This is a genomic window from Rhizobacter sp. P3_C12 (assembly GCF_056402735.1).
The window spans coordinates 1-23,559 of record NZ_JBFUGW010000086.1 but is presented as its reverse complement, the minus strand read 5'-3'; the positions used below and the strand labels follow the sequence as shown (position 1 = coordinate 23,559).

Annotated in this window: 16 protein-coding genes; 12 read left to right on the top strand and 4 right to left on the bottom strand. The window is 68.9% G+C overall.

Annotation, left to right across the window (positions count from 1 at the left end):
- From AC1DXV_RS15335 to AC1DXV_RS15325, 3 genes are all read right to left on the bottom strand, one after another.
- Positions 1–1,172 (bottom strand): right-handed parallel beta-helix repeat-containing protein (locus tag AC1DXV_RS15335; RefSeq protein WP_477934338.1); only part of this gene is annotated, 1,172 nt, incomplete at its 3' end.
- Positions 1,173–1,297: 125 nt separating this feature from the next.
- Positions 1,298–4,285 (bottom strand): InlB B-repeat-containing protein, encoded by a 2,988-nt coding sequence (locus tag AC1DXV_RS15330; protein ID WP_477870507.1) that lies wholly within the window; start codon positions 4,283–4,285, stop codon positions 1,298–1,300.
- Positions 4,286–4,391: 106 nt separating this feature from the next.
- The gene (locus tag AC1DXV_RS15325; protein ID WP_477934336.1) at positions 4,392–7,142 is read right to left on the bottom strand and encodes an InlB B-repeat-containing protein; all 2,751 of its coding nucleotides are present in this window, start codon (positions 7,140–7,142) and stop codon (positions 4,392–4,394) included.
- Positions 7,143–7,747: 605 nt separating this feature from the next.
- Between AC1DXV_RS15325 and AC1DXV_RS15320 the strand changes: the two genes are divergently transcribed.
- From AC1DXV_RS15320 to AC1DXV_RS15285, 8 genes are all read left to right on the top strand, one after another.
- Positions 7,748–9,028 carry a nucleotide sugar dehydrogenase gene (locus tag AC1DXV_RS15320; RefSeq protein WP_477869663.1) on the top strand — a complete coding sequence of 427 codons (1,281 nt, stop codon included), beginning with the start codon at positions 7,748–7,750 and terminating at the stop codon, positions 9,026–9,028.
- Between the two features lie 23 nt (positions 9,029–9,051).
- A complete protein-coding gene (locus AC1DXV_RS15315; protein ID WP_477934334.1) occupies positions 9,052–10,095 on the top strand; it encodes an SDR family oxidoreductase in 1,044 nt (347 codons plus the stop codon).
- Between the two features lie 74 nt (positions 10,096–10,169).
- Positions 10,170–10,412: an acyl carrier protein gene (locus tag AC1DXV_RS15310; protein ID WP_047503230.1), complete on the top strand. Its 243-nt coding sequence runs from the start codon at positions 10,170–10,172 to the stop codon at positions 10,410–10,412.
- Between the two features lie 32 nt (positions 10,413–10,444).
- Positions 10,445–11,620, top strand: a complete 1,176-nt coding sequence (locus AC1DXV_RS15305; protein ID WP_477872793.1) for an acyl-CoA dehydrogenase family protein — start codon at positions 10,445–10,447, stop codon at positions 11,618–11,620.
- Positions 11,621–12,241: 621 nt separating this feature from the next.
- On the top strand, positions 12,242–13,162 hold the full coding sequence (locus tag AC1DXV_RS15300) for an amino acid--[acyl-carrier-protein] ligase (protein WP_477934332.1): 921 nt from the start codon (positions 12,242–12,244) through the stop codon (positions 13,160–13,162).
- A 10-nt stretch (positions 13,163–13,172) separates the two neighbouring features.
- Positions 13,173–14,144 (top strand): DUF1839 family protein, encoded by a 972-nt coding sequence (locus AC1DXV_RS15295; protein WP_477934330.1) that lies wholly within the window; start codon positions 13,173–13,175, stop codon positions 14,142–14,144.
- 11 nt (positions 14,145–14,155) lie between these two features.
- Positions 14,156–16,600: a glycoside hydrolase family 2 protein gene (locus AC1DXV_RS15290; RefSeq protein WP_477934328.1), complete on the top strand. Its 2,445-nt coding sequence runs from the start codon at positions 14,156–14,158 to the stop codon at positions 16,598–16,600.
- A complete protein-coding gene (locus tag AC1DXV_RS15285) occupies positions 16,590–18,413 on the top strand; it encodes an alpha/beta fold hydrolase (protein WP_477934326.1) in 1,824 nt (607 codons plus the stop codon). The genes AC1DXV_RS15290 and AC1DXV_RS15285 overlap by 11 nt, the downstream gene beginning before the upstream one ends.
- A gap of 37 nt (positions 18,414–18,450) precedes the next feature.
- On the opposite strand, the gene galE is transcribed toward AC1DXV_RS15285, so the two are convergent.
- Positions 18,451–19,464 carry a UDP-glucose 4-epimerase GalE gene (gene galE, locus AC1DXV_RS15280; protein WP_477934324.1) on the bottom strand — a complete coding sequence of 338 codons (1,014 nt, stop codon included), beginning with the start codon at positions 19,462–19,464 and terminating at the stop codon, positions 18,451–18,453.
- Positions 19,465–19,567: 103 nt separating this feature from the next.
- On the opposite strand from galE, the gene AC1DXV_RS15275 reads away from it, so the two are divergent.
- From AC1DXV_RS15275 to AC1DXV_RS15260, 4 genes are all read left to right on the top strand, one after another.
- A complete protein-coding gene (locus tag AC1DXV_RS15275) occupies positions 19,568–20,089 on the top strand; it encodes a hypothetical protein (RefSeq protein ID WP_477873926.1) in 522 nt (173 codons plus the stop codon).
- Positions 20,090–20,091: 2 nt separating this feature from the next.
- A complete protein-coding gene (ubiB, locus tag AC1DXV_RS15270; RefSeq protein ID WP_477934322.1) occupies positions 20,092–21,639 on the top strand; it encodes a ubiquinone biosynthesis regulatory protein kinase UbiB in 1,548 nt (515 codons plus the stop codon).
- A gap of 102 nt (positions 21,640–21,741) precedes the next feature.
- A complete protein-coding gene (locus AC1DXV_RS15265; protein WP_477871948.1) occupies positions 21,742–23,208 on the top strand; it encodes a high affinity choline transporter 1 in 1,467 nt (488 codons plus the stop codon).
- Between the two features lie 85 nt (positions 23,209–23,293).
- On the top strand, positions 23,294–23,559 hold a 266-nt coding region (locus AC1DXV_RS15260), incomplete at its 3' end, for an FmdB family zinc ribbon protein (protein ID WP_477934320.1).

Below are 23,559 nucleotides of genomic sequence, written 5' to 3'. Positions count from 1 at the left end.
ACGTTGTTGCGCACGATGCCGTCGTAGCTCTCGTAGCGGCCGTCGGCCAGCCGGTCGGAATCGGTCTCCTGGCCGAGCATGATCGCGTGGCCGTTGTCGGCGCGGCCGATGTTCACCAGCAGGTTGTTCTCGAAGATCGTGCTGCGCGCATTGCCCTTGGCGTACATGCCGAAGTCGGGCACGTCGTGCACGTAGTTGCCGGCCACGCGGGTGTTGTTGGCGCCGACGATGTCGATGCCCTGCGCGTTGCTGCCCGGCGTCACGACGCTGYTGCTCTGGAAGATCTCGTTGTCCAGCACCTCGACGTCATTCGCGGTGCGCACCAGCTTGACCACGTCGGCGTTGCTGCAGCACAGCTTGTTGCCCTGGATGCGCACCTTGGCCGTGTCGATCTTGATCACGTTGCCGTCGTCGCCGCCGGTGGTGCTGCCGCGCACCTCCAGCCCCTGCACCGTCCACCAGCTGGCGAAGCAGTCGGTGTTGCCGCTGCCGGTGCCGATGGCGTCTTCGTCGCAGGCGTCGTTGTAGAAGTAGATCGTCGGGCCGGTGCCGCTGCGCTGCAGCACCGGGCGCGCCGGCAGGTCGGCGCTGTAGCCGCGCAGCGTGATGCGCGCGGTCGAGGTGCCGGCGGTGCGGATGACCACCGCTTCGCTGTAGGTGCCGGCGCGCACCTCGATGGTGTCGCCGGCGGTCGCGACGCCGACCGCCTTCGTGATCGTCTTGAACGGCGCCGCCAGCGTGCCGGCCGCGCTGTCGCTGCCGGTGGCGCTGACGAACCAGCTCTTGCCGCTGGCGCTGCCGCCGGGTGTGAAGCTTGCGCTCACCACCGTGGCGGCGCTCATCGTCACGGTGCAAGTGCTGTTGAGTGAGCCGGTGCCGCTGCAGGCGCCGCCCCAGCCGCTGAACACGTAGCCGGTGGCCGGCACCGCGTTCAGCACGAAGCTCGTGCCCTGGGTCAGCGAGACGCTGCAGTCGCTGCTGCAGCCGAGGCCGGCCACCGTCGAGGTGATGCTGCCGGAGCCGTCGACGTGCACCTGCAGCGCGAGCTGCGGGCCGGTCGGCTCACCGCCGCCATCGCCGGACCCGCCGCCACCGCCTCCGCTGCACCCGGCCAGGCCGGCAACGACGAATGCGGCGGCTGCCGCGAACTGCTGGATTCTGCTGATGACCACGTCAACACCTCGGGAAAAACGACGGCGCCCGGGCAGTACCCGGGCGAGTCCCGATTGTCTGACGTGAGCCGGCACTTGAGGCGCCGCGCATCCCCCTCAGACAGGTGGATGCGATGTCATTCAATTTATCTAGAGAACGAGTCGAGGACGGTGCCGTCCTTGCCGATCGTCTTGACCGTCAGCGTGCTGCCGTTCACGTCCAGCTTCATGTAGTGGTGCGCCGCGGTCGCCTTCGCATTCAGCGGCCCCAGCGTCTTGAAACCGGCCAGCGCCGAGCCGCCGCCGCCCGTCACCACGTAGACGGTGCCCTTGGCATCGTCGCGCACGCCGTTCGGGTTGGCATCGTCGGCATACACCGGCACCGAGCGCTCGTACACGTGGCTGTGGCCCGAGATCACCATCTTCACCTTGTACTTGCTGAACTCCTTGACCAGCGTCGGCCACGAGGCCACCGGCGCGTGGCCGTCGGAGTACGAGATCACCGGCGCGTGCATCAGCACCACGGTGTTCTGGATGGCGGTGTTGGCCACCGCCTTCGCCAGGTCGTAGCGCAGCCAGTCGAGCTGGTGCTTGTAGTAGTAGGCGTCGTAGTTGCCTTCGTTCGCCGCGGTGCAATTGCTCGAGCACTCCATCAGGTCGAAGTAGTCGGAGTTGATCCGCAGCACGACGAAGTGGGTGTTCTTGTAGTCGAACGAGTAGTACATGAAGTCCGGGTACACGCCGTTGCGCGTGGTCGCGCAGGCGGCGGTGTAGAACTCCGCATCGCTGTAGTGCTTGATGCTGGAGGTCGTCCAGTCCTTGAAGTACGCCTTGTTCTGCGTGTGGTTGGGCACCAGCTGCTTCGGGTCGAACACGCTGCAGAAGCCGTCGCCGAACTTGTCGGGGTACCAGCCGTCGCCGAAGTTGTCGTCGTGGTTGCCGACCACCGGGTAGTAGAAGACCGGCAGGCCGGCGGCCGGCGTCTTGGTCTGCAGCGGCGCGATGATCTCCTTGAAGCTGCCCTTCGACGCATCGCTCGGGCAATCGCCGCGCTGGACCCAGTTGGTCGACTTGTCGTAGCCGGTGATCATGTCGCCGAGGTTGAACACGAACGACGCCGGCTCGGCCACCATGCGGCCGACCAGCGCGATGTGCGCCGTGTTGCCGTCGCAGCCGTTGCCCGAGCGGCTGTCGCCGTAGGCCATGAAGCTGAACGCGCCGCCCGCGACCGGTGCCGCGCCGGTCGTGAAGGCCCACGACTTCGCGGCCGCCATCGCATTGCCGGCCGTGTCCTTCACCGCGGTCGTCACCTGCGCGGTGTAGCTGGTCGCGTACGCCAGGCTCGCTGCCGGCGTGAAGATCGCGGTCGAGCCGCTGCACGAGACCGTGCCGCTGACGCCGGTGATGCCGAAGCTCGCGCTCGTCACGCTGCTGCAGTTGACCGCTTCGGAGAAGCTCACCGACACGGTGGTCGCGATGCCGATCGAGGTGCCGCCGGTGGCCGGCGTGGTGCTCGAGACGGTGGGCGGCGTGGTGTCGGCCGGTGCGGTCGATGCGAAGCTGGCGGTGACCGATGCGGCCTGCGTCATCGTCACCGTGCAGGCGCCGGTGCCGGTGCAGGCGCCGCTCCAGCCGCTGAAGGTGGCGCTCGCACCGGGCGTCGCGTTCAGCGTCACGACGGTGCCCGATGCGAAGTTCTGCGTGCACGACGCGCCGCAGCTGAGCCCGGTCGGCGTCGCGATCGCCACGGTGCCGCTGCCGGCGCCGGCGCTCGCGACCGTCAGCGTGTACTTCGGCTTCTCGGTGAAGGTCGCGCTGGCCGCCTGGTTCGCGCTCATCGTCAGGCTGCAGGTCGCCACCTTGCTGCTCGCGCAGGCGCCGCCCCACGAGGCGAACTGGAAGCCCTCGGCCGGCGTCGCGGTCAGCGTGGTCGCGGTGCCGGTCTCCAGGCTCACCGCGCAGGTCGCGCCGCAATTCAATCCGCCGGTCGACGAGGTGATGCTGCCCGAGCCGGTCTTGGTCGCCGTCAGCGTGTAGGTGATGGCCTGGAACGCCGCATTGACCGAGGTCGCGCTCGACAGCGTGACGTTGCAGGTGGCGTCGGTGCCGGTGCAGCCGGAGGTCCAGCCGGTGAAGCGCTGCTTCGCGGCGGCCTGGGCGGTCAGCTTGACCTGGGTGCCCATCGGCAGCGATTCGCTGCAGTCGCCAGGGCAGTTGATGCCCGACGGCGCCGACAGCACGCTGCCGCTGCCGTCGACCTTGACGTTGATGGCCGCCATGCCGGACGGCGTCGGCGTGAAGCTCGCGGTGACGCTCTGCGCGTTGCTCATCGTCACCTTGCAGCTGCCGCTGCCGGTGCAGCCCGCGCCGCTCCAGCCGCTGAAGGTGAAGCCGCTGTTCGGCGTGGCGGTCAGCGTGACGCTGCTGCCCTGCGCGAAGCTCTTGTTGCAGGTGGTGCCGCAGCTGATGCCGGCCGGCGACGAGCTGACGCTGCCCGAGCCGCTCAGGATCACGTTCAGCGCGAAGTTCGCGGTCGGTACCGCGGTGAAGGTGGCGGTGACCGAGCGGGCGCTGCCCATCTGCACCTGGCAGGTGCTGCCGGTGCAGGCGAGGCCGCTGCCGCTCCAGCCGCTGAAGGCGTAGCCGGTGGCCGGCGCGGCGGTCAGCGTGACGGCGCTGTTGGCCGCGTAGTTGCCGATGCAGTCGCTGGCGGTGGCGCAGGTCAGGCCGCCGACGTCGGCGCTGACGCTGCCGGAGCCGGCGATCGTCAGCGCGAGGTTGAAGCGCGTTCCGGCCTGCTGGCTGAAGGTGGCGGTCACCGCCTTCGAGCTCTCGACCGCCACCGCGCAGTCGCCGGTGCCCTTGCAGTCGAGGCCGCTGCCGCTCCAGCCGACGAAGTCGTAGCCGCTGGCCGGCTCGGCGCTCAGCGTCACCGAGGCGCCGGCCGCGAAGCTCTTCGCGCAGACGCTGCCGCAGTCGATGCCGCCGGGGCTCGACTGCACCTGGCCCTGGCCGACGCGGCTGACGGTGAGCGTCGCCTGGTTGGCTTCCGCCGGGGTGTCGTCCTCGCCCTTGCCGCAGGCAGCGAGGGTCAGGGCGGTCGCGAGGGCAGCCAACAGGCGAAAGTGCTTCATAGGTGCTTCCAGGATCAGGAAAACCCAGCAGACGCCGCGGAACCGGCTTTGCCGGGCCGCTGGCGGCGCCCCCTTGGGGGGAGGCGCCGAAGGCGCTTCGGGGGGGTCAATATTCGTAGGCGCCGACGTCGATCTTGCCGTTCAGCGGTCGAGCGGTGCCGATGTAGTCGGTCGTGACCAGCGAGGTCGCGACACCGGTGTTGATCGCCGGGCTGCCGGTCGACAGCGTCAGCGGCTTGCTGGTCGCGCCGGTCACGGTGGTGCTGGCGTACTTCGGGTCGACGATGCGGCTGGTGTCGGTGCGGCCGGAGCTCGCGGTCGCGTACTGCAGGGCCCACAGCGACGCCGAGACGCTGTTGTCCTTCAGCATGAAGGTCGGCGCGCCGCCGGTCACCCAGTAGATGTTGCCGTCGATGCGCAGCGTCGAGAAATCGGCCAGCGCGTCGGCGTTCACCTTGATCAGCGGGCGTCCGGCCGAGCCGTAGATGATGTTGTTGTAGATCTCGATGTTGACGCCCTTGGTGCCGATCTCCGACTCGTTCGACACGAAGATCGAGCCCTGCCCGGCGGTGGCGGTGTTGTAGCAGCTGTTGTTGTAGATGCGCACGTTCGACGACGACGAGGTCGCGACGCAGGCCCAGGTGGCGTTGACSACCACGTTGTTGCGCACGATGCCGTCGTAGCTCTCGTAGTTGCCATCGACCAGGCGATCGGTGTCGGTCTCCTGGCCGAGCATGATCGCGTGGCCGTTGTCGCTGCGCCCGATGTTGTAGAGCAGGTTGTTCTCGAAGACCGTGCTGCGCGCGTTGCCCTTGGCGTACATGCCGAAATCGGGCACGTCGTGCACGTAGTTGCCGGCCACGCGGGTGTTGTTGGCGCCGACGATGTCCACGCCCTGCGCATTGGTGCCCGGCGTCACGACGCTGCTGCTCTGGTAGATCTCGTTGTCCAGCACCTCGACGTCATTCGCGGTGCGCACCAGCTTGACGATGTCGGCGACGCTGCAGCACAGCGTGTTGCCCTGGATGCGCACCTTGGCGGTGTCGATCTTGATCACGTTGCCGTCGTCGCCGCCGGCCGTGCTGCCGCGCACTTCCATGCCCTGGATCGTCCACCAGCTGGCGAAGCAGTCGGTGTTGCCGGTGCCGCTGCCGATGGCGTCTTCGTCGCAGGCGCTGTTGTAGAAGTAGATCGTCGGGCCGGCGCCGGTGCGCTGCAGCACCGGGCGCTCGCCGTTGTAGCCGCGCATCGTGATGCGGGCAGTCGAGGTGCCGGCGGTGCGGATCACCACCGCCTCGGAGTAGGTGCCGGCGCGCACTTCGATGATGTCGCCCGCGGTCGCGACGCCGACCGCCTTCGTGATGCTCTTGAACGGCGCGGCCAGCGTGCCGGCGGCGCTGTCGCTGCCGGTGGTGGCGACGAACCAGCTCTTGCCGCTGGTGCCACCACCACCGCCGCCGGTGCTGGTGGCGGTGAACGTGGCGGTGACCGATTTCGCGGCGTTCATCGTCAGCGCGCAGGTGCTGCTGCCCGTGCAGGCGCCGCCCCAGGCGGTGAAGGTGTAGCCGGTGGCCGGCGTCGCGGTCAGCGTGACGGCGGTGCCGGCATTGAAGCTCGCGGCGCAGCTGCTGCCGCAGGCGATGTTGCCGCCGCTCGAGGCCACCGTGCCGCTGCCCACCTTGGTGACGGCCAGCGCATAGGTGTTCAGCGTGAACACGGCGCCGGCCTGCGTCGCGGCGCTGACCTTCACGGTGCAGGTGCCGCCGGTGGCCGTCACGGTGCCGGTCGCCGCGCAGGCGCCGCTCCAGCCGCTGAAGGTCGAGGTGCTGCCGCTCGCCGCCGTCAGCGTCACGCTGGTGCCGGAGGTCACGGTGCTGCTGCAGGTGGTCGGGCAGTTGATGCCGGACGGGTTCGAGGTCAGCGTGCCCTGGCCGGTGCCGGTCACGGTGGTGGTCAGCGCGAAGGAGCTGGCCGGGATCGCGGCGAAGGTGGCGGCCACCGTGCGCGCGGCCGACATCGTCACCACGCAGGTGTTGGTGCCCGAGCAGCCCGCGCCGCTCCAGCCACTGAACGAATAGCCGCTGGCCGGCGCCGCGCTGAGCGTGACGACGGTGTTCTGGTCATAGCTGTGCGCGCAGGTGCTGCCGCACGAAATGCCGGCCGGCGAGGAGCTCACCGTGCCCGAGCCGGTGACCGTGACGCCGAGTGCGAAGGTCGGCACCGCGACGGCCGTGAAGCTGACGCTGACGCTGCGCGCCGAGCTCATCGTGACCTGGCAGGTGCTGCCGGTGCAGCTGACGCCGCTGCCGCTCCAGGCGCCGACGGTGTAGCCGGAGGCGGGCGTGGCCGTCAGCGTGACGACCGTGCCGGCGGCGTAGGTGCCGCTGCAATCGGTGGCCGTGCTGCACGAGAACGGCGAAGCGCCGGCGACGCTGCCGGAGCCGGCGACCGTCACGCTCAGCGCGTACTCGGGCGCGTCCACGGCGCTGAAGGTCGCGACCAGCGACTTCGACTGGTCGAGCATCACCGCGCAATCGCCGGTGCCGGTGCACGCGACGCCGACCCCGCTCCAGCCGACGAACTGGTTGCCCTGTGCCGCGGCCGCATGCAGCGTGACCTCGGTGTTCTTCGTGTACGAGCCGGAGCAGTCGCTGCCGCAGTCGATGCCGTTCGGCGTCGACGCGACCGTGCCCTGGCCGATGCGGTTGATGGACAGCACCGACATCTGCGGCGCGGGCGACGGGGCGTCGCCGTCATCGCTCTTCGATCCGCCGCAGGCCGCGAGGGCGGCGCCGAGCACGAACATCGTCAGATACTTCGAGACACAAGAGAGAGCGGGGATCGAGGTCGGGGACATCACGCGGTTCCAGCTGACACCAGGATCCGACACGGTCCCTGGACCGGACGGATTGTGTTGGCACCCACTCACCAACCTGTGTCCAGATGTGGGATAGACACGTTACAGATGGCTGTGGTGGGCATCCGACGAATGGACCGGCGCGTGGGCACCCACTCGCGATGATTCGTGGTGCAGCGCACACAGACCGTCCATCGGATGTCCGAATGGCTGACATCGCGGCGCCGGACTGTCGGCCGTGTGCAACGACTGCGGCCTCGGGGGCCCGAACGGGCGGCCGCCCGCACCCCCGGGTTCGCGGGGAGGCTGTTACAAAAACAATCGGAAAAGTCTGCCTGTTCCCGTGGCACGCGCGGCAGAAGTTGCAGCACCAACCCCGTAACTCAGGGATTGGCGCTGCGGGGTGGTTCTCCGATCATCCCGACCATTCCAAAAGGGGAGCGGCAGCAAGGTTCGGGGGCTGTATCGGTAATCGGGGCGAGTTTGAAACAAACCCTTCCACTACCATCTGTCTTTCGTCCGGCGATGCACTCTCTTCCGTGGCAACGCTGGGCTTTTTCAATATGCCGCGCGAGATTCGCGGCCCACTTTCAAACCATAGATTCATGACCACCGTTGCTATCGTCGGCCTGGGGTATGTCGGATTGCCGCTTGCAGTTGAATTCGGCAAGAAATACAAGACCATCGGGTTTGATTTGTCGGCGCCGAAAATCGCCGCCTACCGCGAACACATCGACCCGACCGGCGAAGTCAGCACCGAGGCGCTGAAGGCCGCGAGCCAGCTGCACCCGACCACCGACGCGAGCGCACTGAAGGAAGCCGACTTCATCGTCGTCGCGGTGCCGACGCCGGTGGACGACGCCCACAACCCCGACCTGTCGCCGCTGGTGGGCTCGAGCACCTCGGTCGGCCGCAACCTGAAGCGCGGCGCGACGATCGTCTTCGAATCCACCGTCTACCCCGGCGCGACCGAAGAGGTCTGCATCCCGATCATCGAGCGCGAGTCCGGCCTGAAGTGGAAGCAGGATTTCTTCGTCGGCTATTCGCCGGAGCGCATCAACCCGGGCGACAAGCAGCACACGCTGACGACCATCACCAAGGTGGTGTCGGGCGACACGCCCGAGACGCTGAAGCTGGTGGCCGAGATGTACGGCAGCATCATCACCGCCGGCGTCTACCCGGCGACGAGCATCAAGGTGGCCGAGGCCGCGAAGGTGATCGAGAACACCCAGCGCGACCTGAACATCGCGCTGGTCAATGAACTCTCGCTGATCTTCCACCGCATCGGCATCGACACGCTCGAGGTGCTGGAGGCCGCCGGCACCAAGTGGAACTTCCTGCCGTTCCGACCGGGGCTGGTCGGCGGGCATTGCATCGGCGTCGACCCGTACTACCTGACCCACAAGGCCGAGCGCCTGGGCTACCACCCGCAGGTCATCCTGGCCGGGCGCCGCATCAACGACGGCATGGCCAAGTACGTGGCCGAGCAGACGATCAAGAACATGATCCAGGCCGGCTTCCAGGTGAAGGGCGCCAACGTCATCGTGCTGGGCCTGACCTTCAAGGAAGACTGCCCGGACCTGCGCAACTCGAAGGTGATCGACGTGGTGCGCGAGCTCGAGAGCTACGGCGTGACGGTGCATGTGCACGACCCGGTGGCCGCGGCCGACGAGGCCAGGCACGAGTACGGCGTCGACCTGGTCGGCTGGGAGGCGCTGCCGAAGGCGCAGGCCCTGGTGGCCGCCGTCCCGCACAAGGCGCTGAAGGCGCGTCCGATCGACGACTACGTCGCCAAGCTGGTGCCGAACGGCCTGTACGTCGACGTCAAGAGCCAGGCCGATGCGAAGGCGCTGCGGGCACGCGGCCTGAACGTGTGGCGCCTGTGATCACGAACGAGGCGACGACTGCCATGCCGAACGAGTTCCTGGACCCCGTGCTCGAACAGCTGCGCGCCGCGCCGCGCCGCTGGCTCGTCACCGGCAGCGCCGGCTTCATCGGCTCGCACCTGCTGGAGAACCTGCTGCGCGCCGGCCAGCAGGTCACGAGCCTGGACAACTTCTCGACCGGCCACCAGGCCAACCTCGACGAGGTGCGCCGCATCGTCGGCGAGGAGGCCTGGTCGCGCCACACCTTCATCCGCGGCGACATCGCCGACCTCGCGAGCTGCGCGCAGGCCTGCGACGGTGCCGAGATCGTGCTGCACCAGGCGGCGCTCGGCTCGGTGCCGCGCTCGATCAAGGACCCGCTGACCACGCACCGCTCGAACGCGACCGGCTTCCTGACGATGCTCGAGGCCGCGCGCACGGCCGGCGTGAAGCGCTTCGTCTATGCCGCGTCGAGCTCGACGTATGGCGATTCGCCGGCGCTGCCGAAGGTCGAGGACAAGATCGGCCGGCCGCTGTCGCCGTATGCCGTCACCAAGTACCTGAACGAGCTGTATGCCGAGGTGTTCGGCCGCTGCTACGGGCTGTCGACGATCGGGCTGCGCTACTTCAACGTGTTCGGCCCGCGCCAGGACCCGAACGGCGCGTATGCCGCGGTGATCCCGCGCTGGGCGGCGCAGATGCTCGAGGGCTCGCGCTGTGTGATCAACGGCGACGGCGAGACCTCGCGCGACTTCTGCTTCGTGACGAACGCGGTGCAGGCCAACCTGCGCGCCGGCATCAGCGAGGAGCCCGAGGCGTCGAACCAGGTGTTCAACGTGGCGGTGGGCGACCGCACCACGCTGAACCAGCTGCACGGCGCGCTGGCCGAGGCGCTGCAGCGCGAATGCCCGGCGCTGCGCGTCGAGGCGCCGCAGTACGCCAGCTTCCGCGCCGGCGACGTGCGCCATTCGCTGGCCGACGTGTCGAAGGCGCGCCGGCTGCTCGGCTACGAACCCAGCCACGACGTGCGCGCCGGGCTGCACGAGGCGATCGGCTGGTACGTGCAGCGCGCCCGCCAGACCGTCTGATTTCCGCGAGGCTGCGCGACACGCGGTGCGCAGCAGAGCTTTCTTTTTTGTTTGAACCGCAGCAGGACACAGCCATGCACACCGAGAAGATCCGTTCCATCATCGCCAAGCACGCCCGCCTGTCGGTGGACGCCGCCACGCTGACCGAAGACAGCGACCTGTACGCCGCCGGGCTGACCTCGCTGACGACGGTCAACCTGATGCTGGCGCTGGAAGACGGCTTCGACATCGAGTTCTCCGACAAGATGCTCGGCCGCAAGACCTTCGAGAGCATCCGCTCGCTGTCCGAAGCCATCGAAGAACTCGTCAGCGCCTGAAGCGCTGCATTGCCGCCATTCCTGGAGACGATATGTCGCAACCGACCCGCCTGAGCCCCCAACTGCCCGCCCTGCTCGAAGGGCTGCACGGCATCGGCCGCGACATCATCGCGCCGCACGCCGCCGAGGTGGACCGCGATGCGCGCTTTCCGCACGAGGCCTACGCGGCGCTGAAGCAGCAGAAGCTGCTGAGCTGCTACGTGCCGGTGGAGTACGGCGGCATGGGCCTGAACATCAGCGACCTGTCGCAGATCTGCGAGGTGCTGGGCCAGTACTGCGGTTCCACCGCGATGATCTTCGCGATGCACCAGATCCAGGTCGGCTGCATCGTGCACCACGCGCTCGAGTCGGAGTTCTTCCGCGGCTATGCGCGTGAGATGGTCGAGCACCAGTACCTGATCGCATCGGCCACCACCGAACTGGGCATCGGCGGCGACGTGCGCTCCAGCCTGTGCGCGGTGCAGGTGAGCGGTGACCGTTTCACGCTGGAGAAGCAGACGCCGGTGATCTCGTACGGCGCGACGGCGGATGCGATCCTCGTGACCTGCCGCAAGTCGGAAGACGCGGCCCGCAACGACCAGGTGCAGGTGCTGGTGCGCAAGAGCGACTACGAGCTGACGAAGCTGTCGGGCTGGGACACGCTGGGCTTCCGCGGGACCTGCAGCGAAGGCTTCGTGCTGAAGTCGCAGGGCCGTGTGGAGCAGATCCTGCCGCAGCCGTATGCCGACATCCACCGCCGCACGATGCACCCGTTCTCGCACGTGGTCTGGGCCTCGCTGTGGCTGGGCTTGTCGATCGACGCGGTGAACCGGGCGCGCAGCGCGGTGCGGGCCGAGGCGCGCAAGAACCCGAGCGTGACGCCGATCTCGGCGACGCGCCTGGCCGAACTCGACACGGTGCTGTTCTCGATGCGTGGCGGCGTGTACCAGACGCTGCGCGAGTACCACGACCTGCTGCTCGCGAACGATCCCGAGGCCTACACGGGCTTCGCCTTCGCGATCAACATCAACAACCTGAAGCTGACGGCCTCGCAGTTCGTCGTCGAGGTGGTCGGCAAGGCGATGCTGATCTGCGGCATCCAGGGCTACCGCAACGACTCGAAGCTGACGCTGGGCCGCCACCTGCGCGATGCGTATGGCGCGGCGCTGATGGTCAACAACGACCGCATTCTTGGCCAGAGCGCCACCATGCAGATCGTCCAACGCTGACTGAATGAGATGAATACGTTCTCCGATGGGTGCGGCAAAGGCGCGGGTGGGCAGGCTGTGGCTCGCCGGCCGGGCCGGTCTTCCCCCCCGGGGGGCGAAGACTCCCCTGCGCTGACTGGTTTCATGGCCCGTCGCCGAAACTCCCGCCACTCACTTCGTTCGTTGTGGTCAAACAGTCGGCGACAGTCAGTTCACGAAGCGTGCTGGCGCACGCGGGCCATGAAACCAGCCAGCTCCGGCGCCCCGTCCCTATTGGCGCTCCACAGCCTACCCACCCGCGCCTTTGCGGAACCGTCGGCCCACTGCGTCGAAGACGTCGCCGAACACGCTCCGACCGCAGGTTGGGGCAAGGCGACTGGGCTGGGGGCGATTTCTGGGGCGACGAAGAAGATCGGTTTCGGGGGTGGCGTGCGCAGCACGCTTCGTAGACTGACTCATCGGCTGTGTTTGACCACAACGAACGAAGTGAGTGGAGGGAGTTTGCCGATGCACCCCCGAAGCCGAGCTTCTTCGTGCAGTCGGCCCGCCAGGGTCGACCGCCCCGGCATGAGCCCCCAGCCCAGTCGCCTTGCCCCAAGCTGCGCGCGCGACTGAGCACCATTCCAGAAGGACAAGAAAGCCATGTGCACCCAACACGACGACCCCTACAAGCAGTACCAGGCCGAACTGATCGAAGCCGGCCTGCTGATTCCCTCGGGCGTGCGCGGCGTCTACGGCCGCAGCGGCACCTTCGAGAACATCATCGACCAGTTCGAGGGCCTGGTGACGCGCGAAGGTGCGTTCCAGACCGCCGAGGTGATGCGCTTCCCGCCGATCTTTCCGCGGGCGCACTACGCGCGCATCGACCACATCAACAACTTTCCCGACCTGATGGGCTCGGTGCACAGCTTCCTCGGCGGCGAGAAAGAACACCAGGCCATGCTCGGCAAGTTCGAGGCGAAGGAAGACTGGACTTCCGCGCTGACGCCGGCCGAAGTGATGCTGGTGCCGGCTGCCTGCTACCCGCTGTACCCGACCGCCACCGGCACGCTGTCGGCACAAGGCCGCGTCGTCGACCTGAAGACCTTCGTGTTCCGCCACGAACCGTCGGACGATCCGGCCCGCATGCAGATCTTCCGCCAGCGCGAGTTCGTGCGCCTCGGCACGCCCGACCAGGCGCTGAACCACCGCAACGACTGGCTCGCGCGCGGCCAGGCCATCCTCGAATCGGTGGGCCTGCCGGTCAAGAAGGTGCTGGCCGACGACCCGTTCTTCGGCCGCGGCGCGCGCATCATGAAGGCCACGCAGCGCGAGCAGGACCTGAAGTACGAACTCGTGGTGCCGATCTGCAAGGAAGACAAGCCGACCGCCATCACCTCGTGCAACTACCACCTCGACCACTTCGGCGTCTCGTTCGACATCCTGCAGGCCGACGGCACGCCGGCCCACACCGCCTGCATCGGCTTCGGGCTGGAGCGCATCGCGCTCGCGCTGCTGAAGACGCACGGATTCGACCCGAAGCGCTGGCCGCACGAGGTGCGCCAGCAGCTGGCGATGGCGTGACGAGGACCGCATGAAACGTGTCCTGCCGATCGAGCCGGCGAGCTTCCAGCGCCACCCGATCCACACCGCGCCGCGCACCTGGGCCGAGACCAACTGCTACGCCGACGTGCTGATCGAGCTGCTGCACGGCCTCGGCCACGACCCGGTGCCGGCGCTTGCGTTCACGCTCGGCGTCGACTTCGAAGGCGACCAGTGGACCTTCTTCAAGTTCCCCGACGGCGACCTGTACGACCTGTACGGCGTCGACATCCAGGAACTCGCCGTCTGGCGCCCGCTGGTCGACCACATCGAGGACCAGGTCGCGCAGGGCCGGCCGGTGCTGGTGGAGCTCGACTCGTGGTTCCTCCCCGACACCGCCGGCTCGGCCTACCAGCTCGCGCACACCAAGTCGACGGTCGGCGTCAATGCGATCGACGTGAAGGCGCGTCGCATGGACTACTTCCACAACCAGGGCTTCTACGCGCTGGAAGGCGATGACTTCCGCGACGTGTTCCAGCTCGACGGGCTGGTGCACGAACGCATGCTGCCGCCGTACATCGAGTACCTGAAGGCCCGGCCCGGCTTCACGCCGCCGACCGGTGCGGCCCTCGTCGACGGCTCGCTCGCGCTGCTGCGCAAGCACCTGACGCGCGTGCCGGCCAGCAACCCGTTCGAGCGCTTCAAGACGCAGTTCGCCAAAGACCTCGACTGGCTGATGCAGTCCGACATCACGGTCTTCCACACCTACTCGTTCGCGACGCTGCGCCAGTACGGCGCCTGCTTCGAGCTGGCCGAAACCTACCTGCGCTGGCTCGCCGCGCAGGGCGTCGACGCGGCGGCCCCGGCCGATGCGTTCGCGCAGATCTCGCAGACCGCGAAGGCCTTCCAGTTCCAGCTCGCGCGCTCGATGGCCCGCAAGAAGGCGCTCGACCTGTCGCCGATCGATGCGATGGGCGAGGCCTGGGCGCAAGGCATCGGCGAGCTGCGTCGACAACACGGGTGACGCACGCGGCCATGGACTCGGCGATCGCACTGGACAGCGGCTGGGAGATCGCCGCGGGTGCGGCTGAGGGGTTGGCCTGGGCGCCGGTGCGCGAACTGGGCACCGTGGGTGCGAGCCTCGGCGTCGAGCTCGACACGCCGCACGGGCGTTATGACGCGCAGGACTGGTGGTACCGCTGCCGCTTCAGCGCGCCCGCGCCCCGTGGGCTCGACCGCCAGCAGCTGCGCTTCGACGGCCTCGCCGGCCTCGCCGATGTGTGGCTGAACGATGAGCTGGTGCTGAGCACGCGCAACATGTTCACCACCGAACGGGTCGACGTGACCGGTCGTTTGCGGCCCGACAACGAACTGCGCATCCGCTTCCGTTCGCTCGACGGCGAACTCGCGGCCCGCAAGCCGCGCCCGCGCTGGAAGACCGCACTGGTCGAGGCGCAGAACCTGCGCTGGGTGCGCACCACCTTGCTCGGCCGCATCCCCGGCTGGACGCCTCCGATCCACCCGGTCGGCGTGTGGAAGCCGGTGTGGCTGGAGACGGTGTCGCCCGGCGGCCTCGCCTCGATCGACCTGCAGTGCGATGCCGAGGCCGGCGTGGCCCGGCTGCGCCTGCGCGTCGCGTTGACGCCCGGCAGCGACGTGGCCGAGGCGCGGCTGCGCATCGGCGACCGCACCCATGCGCTCGCGCTCGACGGCGACACCCTGTCGGCCGACCTGCGGCTGCCCGATGTGGCGCTGTGGTGGCCGCACACACACGGCACGCCCGCGCTGCACGCCTGCACGGTCGAGCTGCGCCAGGGCACGCAATGGATCTCGATCGACCGCGGCCGCATCGGCTTCCGGCAGGTCGAGGTGCGGCGCGACGAGGGCCTGGTGCAGTTCCACGTCAACGGCTCGCCGGTGTTCTGCCGCGGCGCCTGCTGGACCACCGACGATTTCCTGCGGCTGCATGGCGACCCGCAGCAGCTGCGCCGCACGCTGACGCTCGCGCGCGACGGCGGCCTGAACATGCTGCGCATCGGCGGCACGATGACCTACGAGTCGGACGCGTTCTACGCGCTGTGCGACGAGCTCGGCATCCTCGTCTGGCAGGACTTCATGTTCGCCAACATGGACTACCCGGTCGCCGACGAGGCCTTCCGCGCCGAGATCGAGCGCGAAGCCGACCAGCAACTCCACCGCCTGCAGGCGCACCCGTGCATTGCCGCGTACTGCGGTGGCAGCGAGGTCGAGCAGCAGGCCGCGATGCTGGGCCTGCCGGCCTCGGAGTGGAGCAACGATTTCTTCAGCGAGACGCTGCCGGCGCGCTGCGCGAGCCGCCATGCCGGCGTGCCGTACTTCCGGTCGTCGCCGTGCGAGGGCGCGCTGCCGTTCCACGTGGGCGTCGGCATCTCGCACTACTACGGCGTCGGCGCGTACCGGCGGCCGGTCAGCGACGCGAAACACGCGGGCGTCAAGTTCACCACCGAGTGCCTCGGCTTCTCGCACGTGCCCGAGCCGGAGACGATCGAGCTGCTGGCCGGACAGCCGACGATCGCGCCGCACCACCCGCTGTGGAAGCAGCGCCAGCCGCGCGACAACGGCGCCGGCTGGGATTTCGAGGACATCCGCGACCATTACCTGCGCGAGCTGACCGGGCTCGATCCGGTCGCGCTGCGCAGCACCGACATCGCGCGCTACCTCGCGCTGTCGCGCGCGGTCACCGGCGAGGTGCTGAAGCGCGTGTTCGCCGAGTGGCGGGCACCGGGCGGCGTCTGCGGCGGCGGGCTGGTGTGGTTCCTGAAGGACCTGTGGCCGGGCGCCGGCTGGGGGCTGATCGACAGCACCGGCCGGCCGAAGGCGGTGTACTGGGCGCTGAAGCGCGCCTGGGCCGCGCGCACCGTGCTGATCACCGACGGCGGGCTCGACGGGCTGCAGCTGCAGGTGCACAACGAGGGCGGCGCGCCGTTCGCCGGCAGCGTCGAGTTCACGCTCTACCAGGACGGCCAGGTGCGCACCGCCGGCGGCAGCCTCGGCGTGATGCTGGCCGCGAACGAGAGCCTCGCGCTGCAGGCCGATGCGCTGGTCGGGCACTTCGCCGACACCGCGTATGCGTACCGCTTCGGGCCGCCGCAGCACGATGTGGCGGTCGCGCGGTTGAAGAACGAGGCGGGCGAGACGCTGGCCGAGGATTTCCATTTCCCGCATGGCCTGAACCTGCCGCCGCAGCGCGCCGGTGCGTTGACGGCACAGGCCGTGCGCCTCGATGACGGCAGCGTCGAACTGACGCTGGAGAGCACCGCGCTGATCCAGTCGGTGCACATCGAGTGCGCCGGCTACGCGGCCGACGACCTGCATTTCCACCTGGCGCCGCAGTCGCGCCGCACGCTGCGCCTGCACCCGCTCGACGCCGCGCCGCGCAAGTTCAAGGCGCACCTCGGCGCGCTGAATCTGCGAGAGACGGTGACCGTCCGTGCGGACTGACGACATCCCGCTGCAGCCGGACGCCACGCGCCGCCCCGAGGTGAGGCGCGAGCCGCTGATGCTCGGCACGGCCGAGAAGCCGCTGTTCGGCTGGTACCACGTGGCCGATGCGGTGCCGCGCCGCGATGCGGTCGTCGTGATCTGCAACCCGATGGGCTACGAGTACGCGCACGGCCACCGCTCGCTGCGCCACCTGGCCGACGACCTCGCGCGCTCGGGCGTGCCGGCGCTGCGCTTCGACTACCACGGCACCGGCGATTCGCCGGGGCTGGAGACCGATGCCGGCCGCCTGCAGCGCTGGCAGGACGACATCCATGCAGCGATCGCCGCGGCGCAATCGCTCAGCGGCAGCGCACGCGTCGGCCTGCTCGGCATGCGGCTCGGCGCGACGCTCGCGGCGCTGGTCGCCGTGCAGCGCGAGGTCGACTGGCTGGTGCTGTGGAACGTGTGCGCCTCGGGCCGCCGCCATGTGCGCGAGCTGCAGGCGCTCGACATGGCGGCCGGCGGCGGCCAGCGGCCGGTCAGCGCGCCGCTGGAGCCAGCGGGCTTCCTGGTGAGCCGCGAGACGCAGGAGGCGGTGAAGGGCGTGCAGCTCACGCGCGAGGCGCTGCGCGTCAGCGGCCGTGCACTGCTGGTGGCGCGCGACGACCTGATCGGCGAGGAAGAAGCGCTGCGCGAGCACCTGCTGACGCTTGGCATCGCGACCGATGCGATCGCCTGTGCCGGCTATGCCGACATGATGGCCGAGCCGGTGCACACCGTCGTGCCGCGCCAGGCGCTGGACGGCATCGTGCAGTGGATGGTCGCGCAGACCGCGCTGCGCGAGGCGGCACCGCCCGTGCTGCCGACGCCGGCCGGCGCGGTGCAGGCGCGCTTCGCGCATGCGCTGGCCGACGGCCGCACCGCGATGCTGACCGAGACGCTGTGCGCGCTCGGCAGCGAAGGGCAGCTGTTCGGGCTGCATGTGCAGGCCGATGGCGCCGACGCCGGTGGCTCCAGTTCGGCGCGGCCGATGATCGTGCTGTTCAACTCCGGCACCGTGCACCACGTCGGGCCGAACCGGCTGTACGTGACGCTCGCGCGCGAGTTCGCCGCGCTCGGCTTCCCGACGGTGCGCTGCGACCTCGAAGGCCTGGGCGACAGCGTGCAGCGCGGCACCGGGCGCGAGAACCACCCGTACCCCGACAGCGCGGTGCCCGATGCGCGGCAGATCCTGCACAGCCTGCGCGAGCGCTACGGCGTGCGCAGTTTCGTGCTGATGGGGCTGTGCTCCGGCGCGTACACCGCGTTCCAGACCGGGCTGGTCGAGCCGGCGCTGGTCAGCGAGCTGGTGCTGATCAACCCGTTGACCTGGCGCTGGGTCGAGGGCGATGCGGTGGACACGCAGCACTTCTCGGCGGTGGCGCACTACAAGGGCACGATGCGCCGGCTCGACAGCTGGAAGAAGCTGCTGCGCGGGCAGGTGAACCTGGTCTACCTCGGCGGCGTGGTGCTGTCGCACCTGCGCAAGCAGGTGATGTCGCGGGTCAGCGCGCTCAACGAGCTGCTGTTCCCGTCGCGCGGGCCGCTGCTGTCGCGGCAGCTGCGCCAGCTGTTCGCGGCGAAGCAGCAGGTGGCGCTGTTCGTGTCGTCCAACGACCCGGGCTGGGACATGCTGCAGGACGGCGCGCGGCAGACGGCGCGGCGGGCCTTGAAGACCGGCGACCTCGCGCTGCAGTTCATCGACGAGGCGGATCACACATTCTCGCGCGAGGCGGCGCGGCGGCAGCTGGTGGCTGCGATCGGGCGGCGGTTGACAGAGCGCTTCAAGTAGCCCGGATGCCAATCCGGGTCCCGGGTTGTCACCCGGGCTACGCGAACCCGCGCGGATTCCCGCTCTGCCATCGCCACGCATCCGCGCACATCGCATCGATGCCGCGCGTTGCCGACCAGCCGAGCAGCTCGCGCGCCAAGGCCGGATCCGCATAGCAGGCCGCCACATCCCCCGGCCGCCGCGGCGCGATGCGGTACGGCACCGGCTTGCCGCTCGCCCGCTCGAAGGCCTTCACGACCTCCAGCACGCTGTAGCCGCGGCCGGTGCCCAGGTTCACCGTCAGCGAGCGCTGCTGCTCCAGCAGGAAGCGCAGCGCCGCCACATGCCCGTCGGCCAGGTCCATCACGTGGATGTAGTCGCGCACGCCGGTGCCGTCGGGCGTCTCGTAGTCGTCGCCGAACACCTGCAGGAACTCGCGCTGGCCGACCGCCACCTGCGCGACGTACGGCATCAGGTTGTTCGGCACGCCGCGCGGGTCCTCGCCGATGCGCCCGCTCGGGTGCGCGCCCACCGGGTTGAAGTAGCGCAGGAAAGCGATCTGCCAGGCCGCATCGCAGCGCGCCAGCTCGCGCAACAGCTCCTCGCCGAGCAGCTTGGTCGTGCCGTAGGGGTTGGTGGCCGACAAGGCTGCATCCTCGGTGATCGGCAGCCGCTCGGGCTGGCCGTAGACGGTGGCCGACGAGCTGAACACCAGCCGCTTGCAGCCGTGGTCCTGCATCACCTGCGCCACGTTGATCAGGCCGCCCAGGTTGTTGCGGTAGTACTCCAGCGGCTTCTGCGCCGATTCGCCGACCGCCTTGTGCGCCGCGAAGTGCACCACCGCATCGATGCGGTGCTGGCTGAACACCGCGTCCATCGCCGCGCGCTCGCAGACGTCGGCCTCGATGAAGACCGGCGCCTGCCCGCCCAGCTCGACCAGGCGCTGCAGCACGGTGCGCGAGCTGTTCGCGAAGTTGTCGACCCCCACCACGTCGAAGCCGGCGGCCTGCAGTGCAAGCCAGGTGTGGGACGCGATGTAGCCGGTGGCACCGGTCAGCAGGATGGTGGGCATGGAATGCAGAGCAGGGAGCAGGGCGCTGGATCATAGGGTCGCACCCCGCCGTCCGACAGCCCCCGGGATGGATGGTCGCGGTCCGCCACCTACAATCCCGCGCATGTTGAATGCCTTCTTCGCGTCGCTCGGCGCCGGTGCGCTGGAGCGCATCACCCTGCTGCTCAATCACGTGATCGCGTCCGAGACCGTCGCGACCGACCGGCTCAAGCCGCATGCCGGCCGCAGCGTGCAGCTCGCGCTCACCGGCTGGCCCCCGCTGCTGCCGCCACCGCCGCAGATCGCGTTCCGCGTGACGCCGGCCGGACTGCTCGAGTGGTGCGGCGAGGAGCCGCCCGCGAACCCGGACCTGCGCGTGACGCTCGACGCCTCGAACCCGGCGCGCCTGGCCGCGCAGTGGTTCGGCGGCGTGCGCCCGAAGGTCGGCATCGAGGGCGATTCGGCCTTCGCCGCCGACGTCAGCTGGCTGATCGACAACCTGCGCTGGGACCTGCAGGACGACCTCGCCAAGATCATCGGCCCGGCCCCGGCGCATGAACTCTCGCGCTTCGCCGCGATGGTGGCCGGCGGCCTGCGCGAGGCGGTGCACGTGCTGCAGGGCCTGGTCAAGCGCCGCGGCGATTGACGATGAGGCACCTGCTGCGGTTGCTGTTCATCGGCTTCATCGTCCTGCGCTACGGGCTCGACGAGCTCGCGTTGTCGGGCTTCCGCCAGCGCTGGGTGCGGGCCCTGGTGCGGGTGATGACGCTCGGCCGCCGCCTGCACGCGCCGCGCGGCGCACGGCTGCGCGAGGCGCTGGAGCGGCTCGGGCCGATCTTCGTCAAGTTCGGCCAGGTGCTGTCGACCCGCCGCGACCTGCTGCCCGACGACCTCGCCGACGAGCTGGCCCGGCTGCAGGACCGCGTGCCGCCGTTCCCGGCAGCGCTCGCGCGCCAGCTGGTCGAGCACGCCTACGGCCGGCAGATCGAGGACATCTTCGCGAGCTTCGATGCCGAGCCGGTGGCCAGTGCGTCGATCGCGCAGGTGCACTTCGCCACGCTGAAAAGCGGGCGCGAGGTGGCCGTGAAAGTGCTGCGCCCCGGCATGCTCGCGGTGATCGAGGACGACCTGACGCTGTTGCGCAGCATCGCGCGCTGGATCGAGCGCCTGTCGTCGGACGGCAAGCGCCTGAAGCCGCGCGAGGTGGTGGCCGAGTTCGACAACTACCTGCACGACGAGCTCGACCTGGTGCGCGAGGCGGCCAACGCTGCGCAGCTGCGCCGCAACATGCAGGGGCTGAACCTCGTGCTGGTGCCCGAGATGGTGTGGGACCTGTGCACCACCACCGTGATCGTGATGGAGCGCATGTACGGGCTGCCGATCAGCCAGGCGCAGCGGCTGCGCGACGCCGGTGTCGACATCCCGAAGCTCGCGCGCGACGGCGTGACGATCTTCTTCACGCAGGTGTTCCGCGACGGCTTCTTCCACGCCGACATGCACCCGGGCAACATCCAGGTCAGCGTCGACCCGAAGACCTTCGGGCACTACATCGCGCTCGATTTCGGCATCGTCGGCACGCTCACCGAGTTCGACAAGGACTACCTCGCGCAGAACTTCATCGCGTTCTTCCGACGCGACTACAAGCGCGTCGCCGAGCTGCACGTGGAATCGGGCTGGGTGCCGGCGAACACCCGCGTCGACGAGCTCGAGGGCGCGATCCGCGCGGTCTGCGAGCCGCACTTCGACCGGCCGCTGAAGGACATCTCGCTGGGCCAGGTGCTGCTGCGGCTGTTCCAGACCTCGCGGCGCTTCAACGTGGAGATCCAGCCGCAGCTGGTGCTGCTGCAGAAGACGCTGCTGAACGTCGAGGGCMTGGGGCGCCAGCTCGACCCCGAACTCGACCTGTGGAACACCGCCAAGCCCTTCCTCGAGCGCTGGATGAACGAGCAGGTCGGCTGGCGCGGCCTGCTGCTGCACCTGAAGAAAGAGGCGCCCCGCTACGTGCAGCTGCTGCCCGAACTGCCGCGGCTGCTGCACGACGCGCTGCGCACGCCGCGCGGCACCGAGCCGCGGCTGCTCGAGGCGGTGCTGGCCGAGCAGCGGCGCACCAACCGGCTGCTGCGGGCGATCATCTACGGGGCGGTCGGGTTCCTGCTGGGATTGGTTGCGACCCAGGTGATGACCCACTGGCGGTAAGTGAAAGAGATAGGTGAAACCCGGGTCCGGGACTTGCATTGCCGGGTGCTCCTGCATGGATAATCCTGCCCGCCTCCCACCCCGCGCCGCAAGCCTAGGTCGATGAACACCACCCTGATTTCCTTCGTCGTGCTGTACCTGCTGGGCACCCTCGGCCTGGGCATCTGGGCCGGCACCCGGATCAAGAACACCAGCGACTTCGCAATCGCCGGCCGCAGCCTGCCGCTGATCATGGTGGTCACCACCACCTTCGCCACCTGGTTCGGGGCCGAGACCGTGATGGGCATCCCGGCCCGCTTCGTGCAGGGCGGCCTGGGCTCGATCGTCGAGGACCCGTTCGGCGCCGGCACCTGCCTGATCCTGGTCGGCCTGTTCTTCGCGACCAAGCTCTACAAGCAGAACCTGCTGACCATCGGCGATTTCTATCGCAAGCGCTTCGGCAAGGGCGTCGAGGTGTTCTGCTCGCTGGCCATCATCCTGAGCTACCTCGGCTGGGTCGCGGCGCAGATCACCGCGCTGGGCGTCGTGTTCTCGGTGCTGACGAACGGCTGGATGTCCGAGAACGTGGGCATGATCGTCGGCACGCTCGCGGTGCTGGTCTACGTGGTGGTCGGCGGCTTCCTCGCGGTGGCCTGGACCGATTTCATCCAGATGATCGTGCTGGTGATCGGCCTCACCGTCATCGCCGTCTTCGCGAGCGACCTGGCCGGCGGCGCCGACAAGGTGTTCGCGATGGCCCAGCAGAAGCAGCTGTGGACCTTCCTGCCCGCGCCCACCTTCACCGAGATCGCGATGTTCATCGGCGCCGCCCTCACGATGATGCTGGGCAGCATCCCGCAGCAGGACGTGTTCCAGCGCGTGATGTCGGCGCGCAGCCCCGAGATCGCCCGCAACGGCGCGATGATCGGCGGCGTCAGCTACATCCTGTTCGCGTTCGTGCCGATGTTCATCGTCGGCTGCGCGGTCATCGTGATGGGCGACAGCGCGCTCGAGCTCGCGAAGAACGACTACCAGCGCCTGCTGCCGGCCTTCGTGCTGACCAAGATGCCGCTCGTGATGCAGATCCTGTTCTTCGGCGCGCTGCTGTCGGCCATCAAGAGCACCTCGTCGGCCACGCTGCTCGCGCCCAGCACCAGCTTCGTCGAGAACATCCTGAAGAACCTGCGGCCTGGCATGACCGACCGCGAGCAGCTGTTCGCGATGCGCAGCACCATCGTCGTGTTCGCCGCGCTGGTGCTGGCCTACGCGATCAAGATGAAGGGCACGTCGATCTACGAGCTGGTGTCGGGCGCCTACCAGATCACGCTGGTCGGCGCGTTCGTGCCGCTGGTGATGGGCCTCTACTGGAAGCGCTCCACCACGCAGGGCGCGATCGTCTCGCTGGCGGCCGGCGTGGCGGTGTGGGTGATCTTCTTCCCCGACATCTCCAACCTCGATGCGGTGTTCCCGAAGCAGCTGGCCGGGCTGATCGCCGCGTTTGCGGGCATGATCGTCGGTTCGCTGGCGCCGCAGGTGCTGAAGAACCGCCACGAGCCGCGCCACGGCACGATCGCGGGGCTGAACGCCTGAGGCCGGCGCCGCCGGTGAAGCCCCGGCGGCCGGGCACCCTGGCGGTGCCACCTATAATTTCGCGTTTTGAATCAAAGGCTTAGCCATGCCCATCTACGCCTACCGGTGTGCGGCCTGCGGCCACGCCAAGGACGTGCTGCAGAAAATCTCCGACCCCGTGCTCACCGTCTGCCCGAATTGCGGGGCTGAAGCCTTCCAGAAACAGGTGACGGCCGCGGGCTTCCAGCTGAAGGGCTCGGGCTGGTACGTGACCGATTTCCGCAACGGCTCGAACCCGCCGGCCACCGGTGCCGCTGCGTCGGGCGGCGAAGGCAAGGGAAGTGCCGACAGCGGCGCGGCCAAGACCGAGGG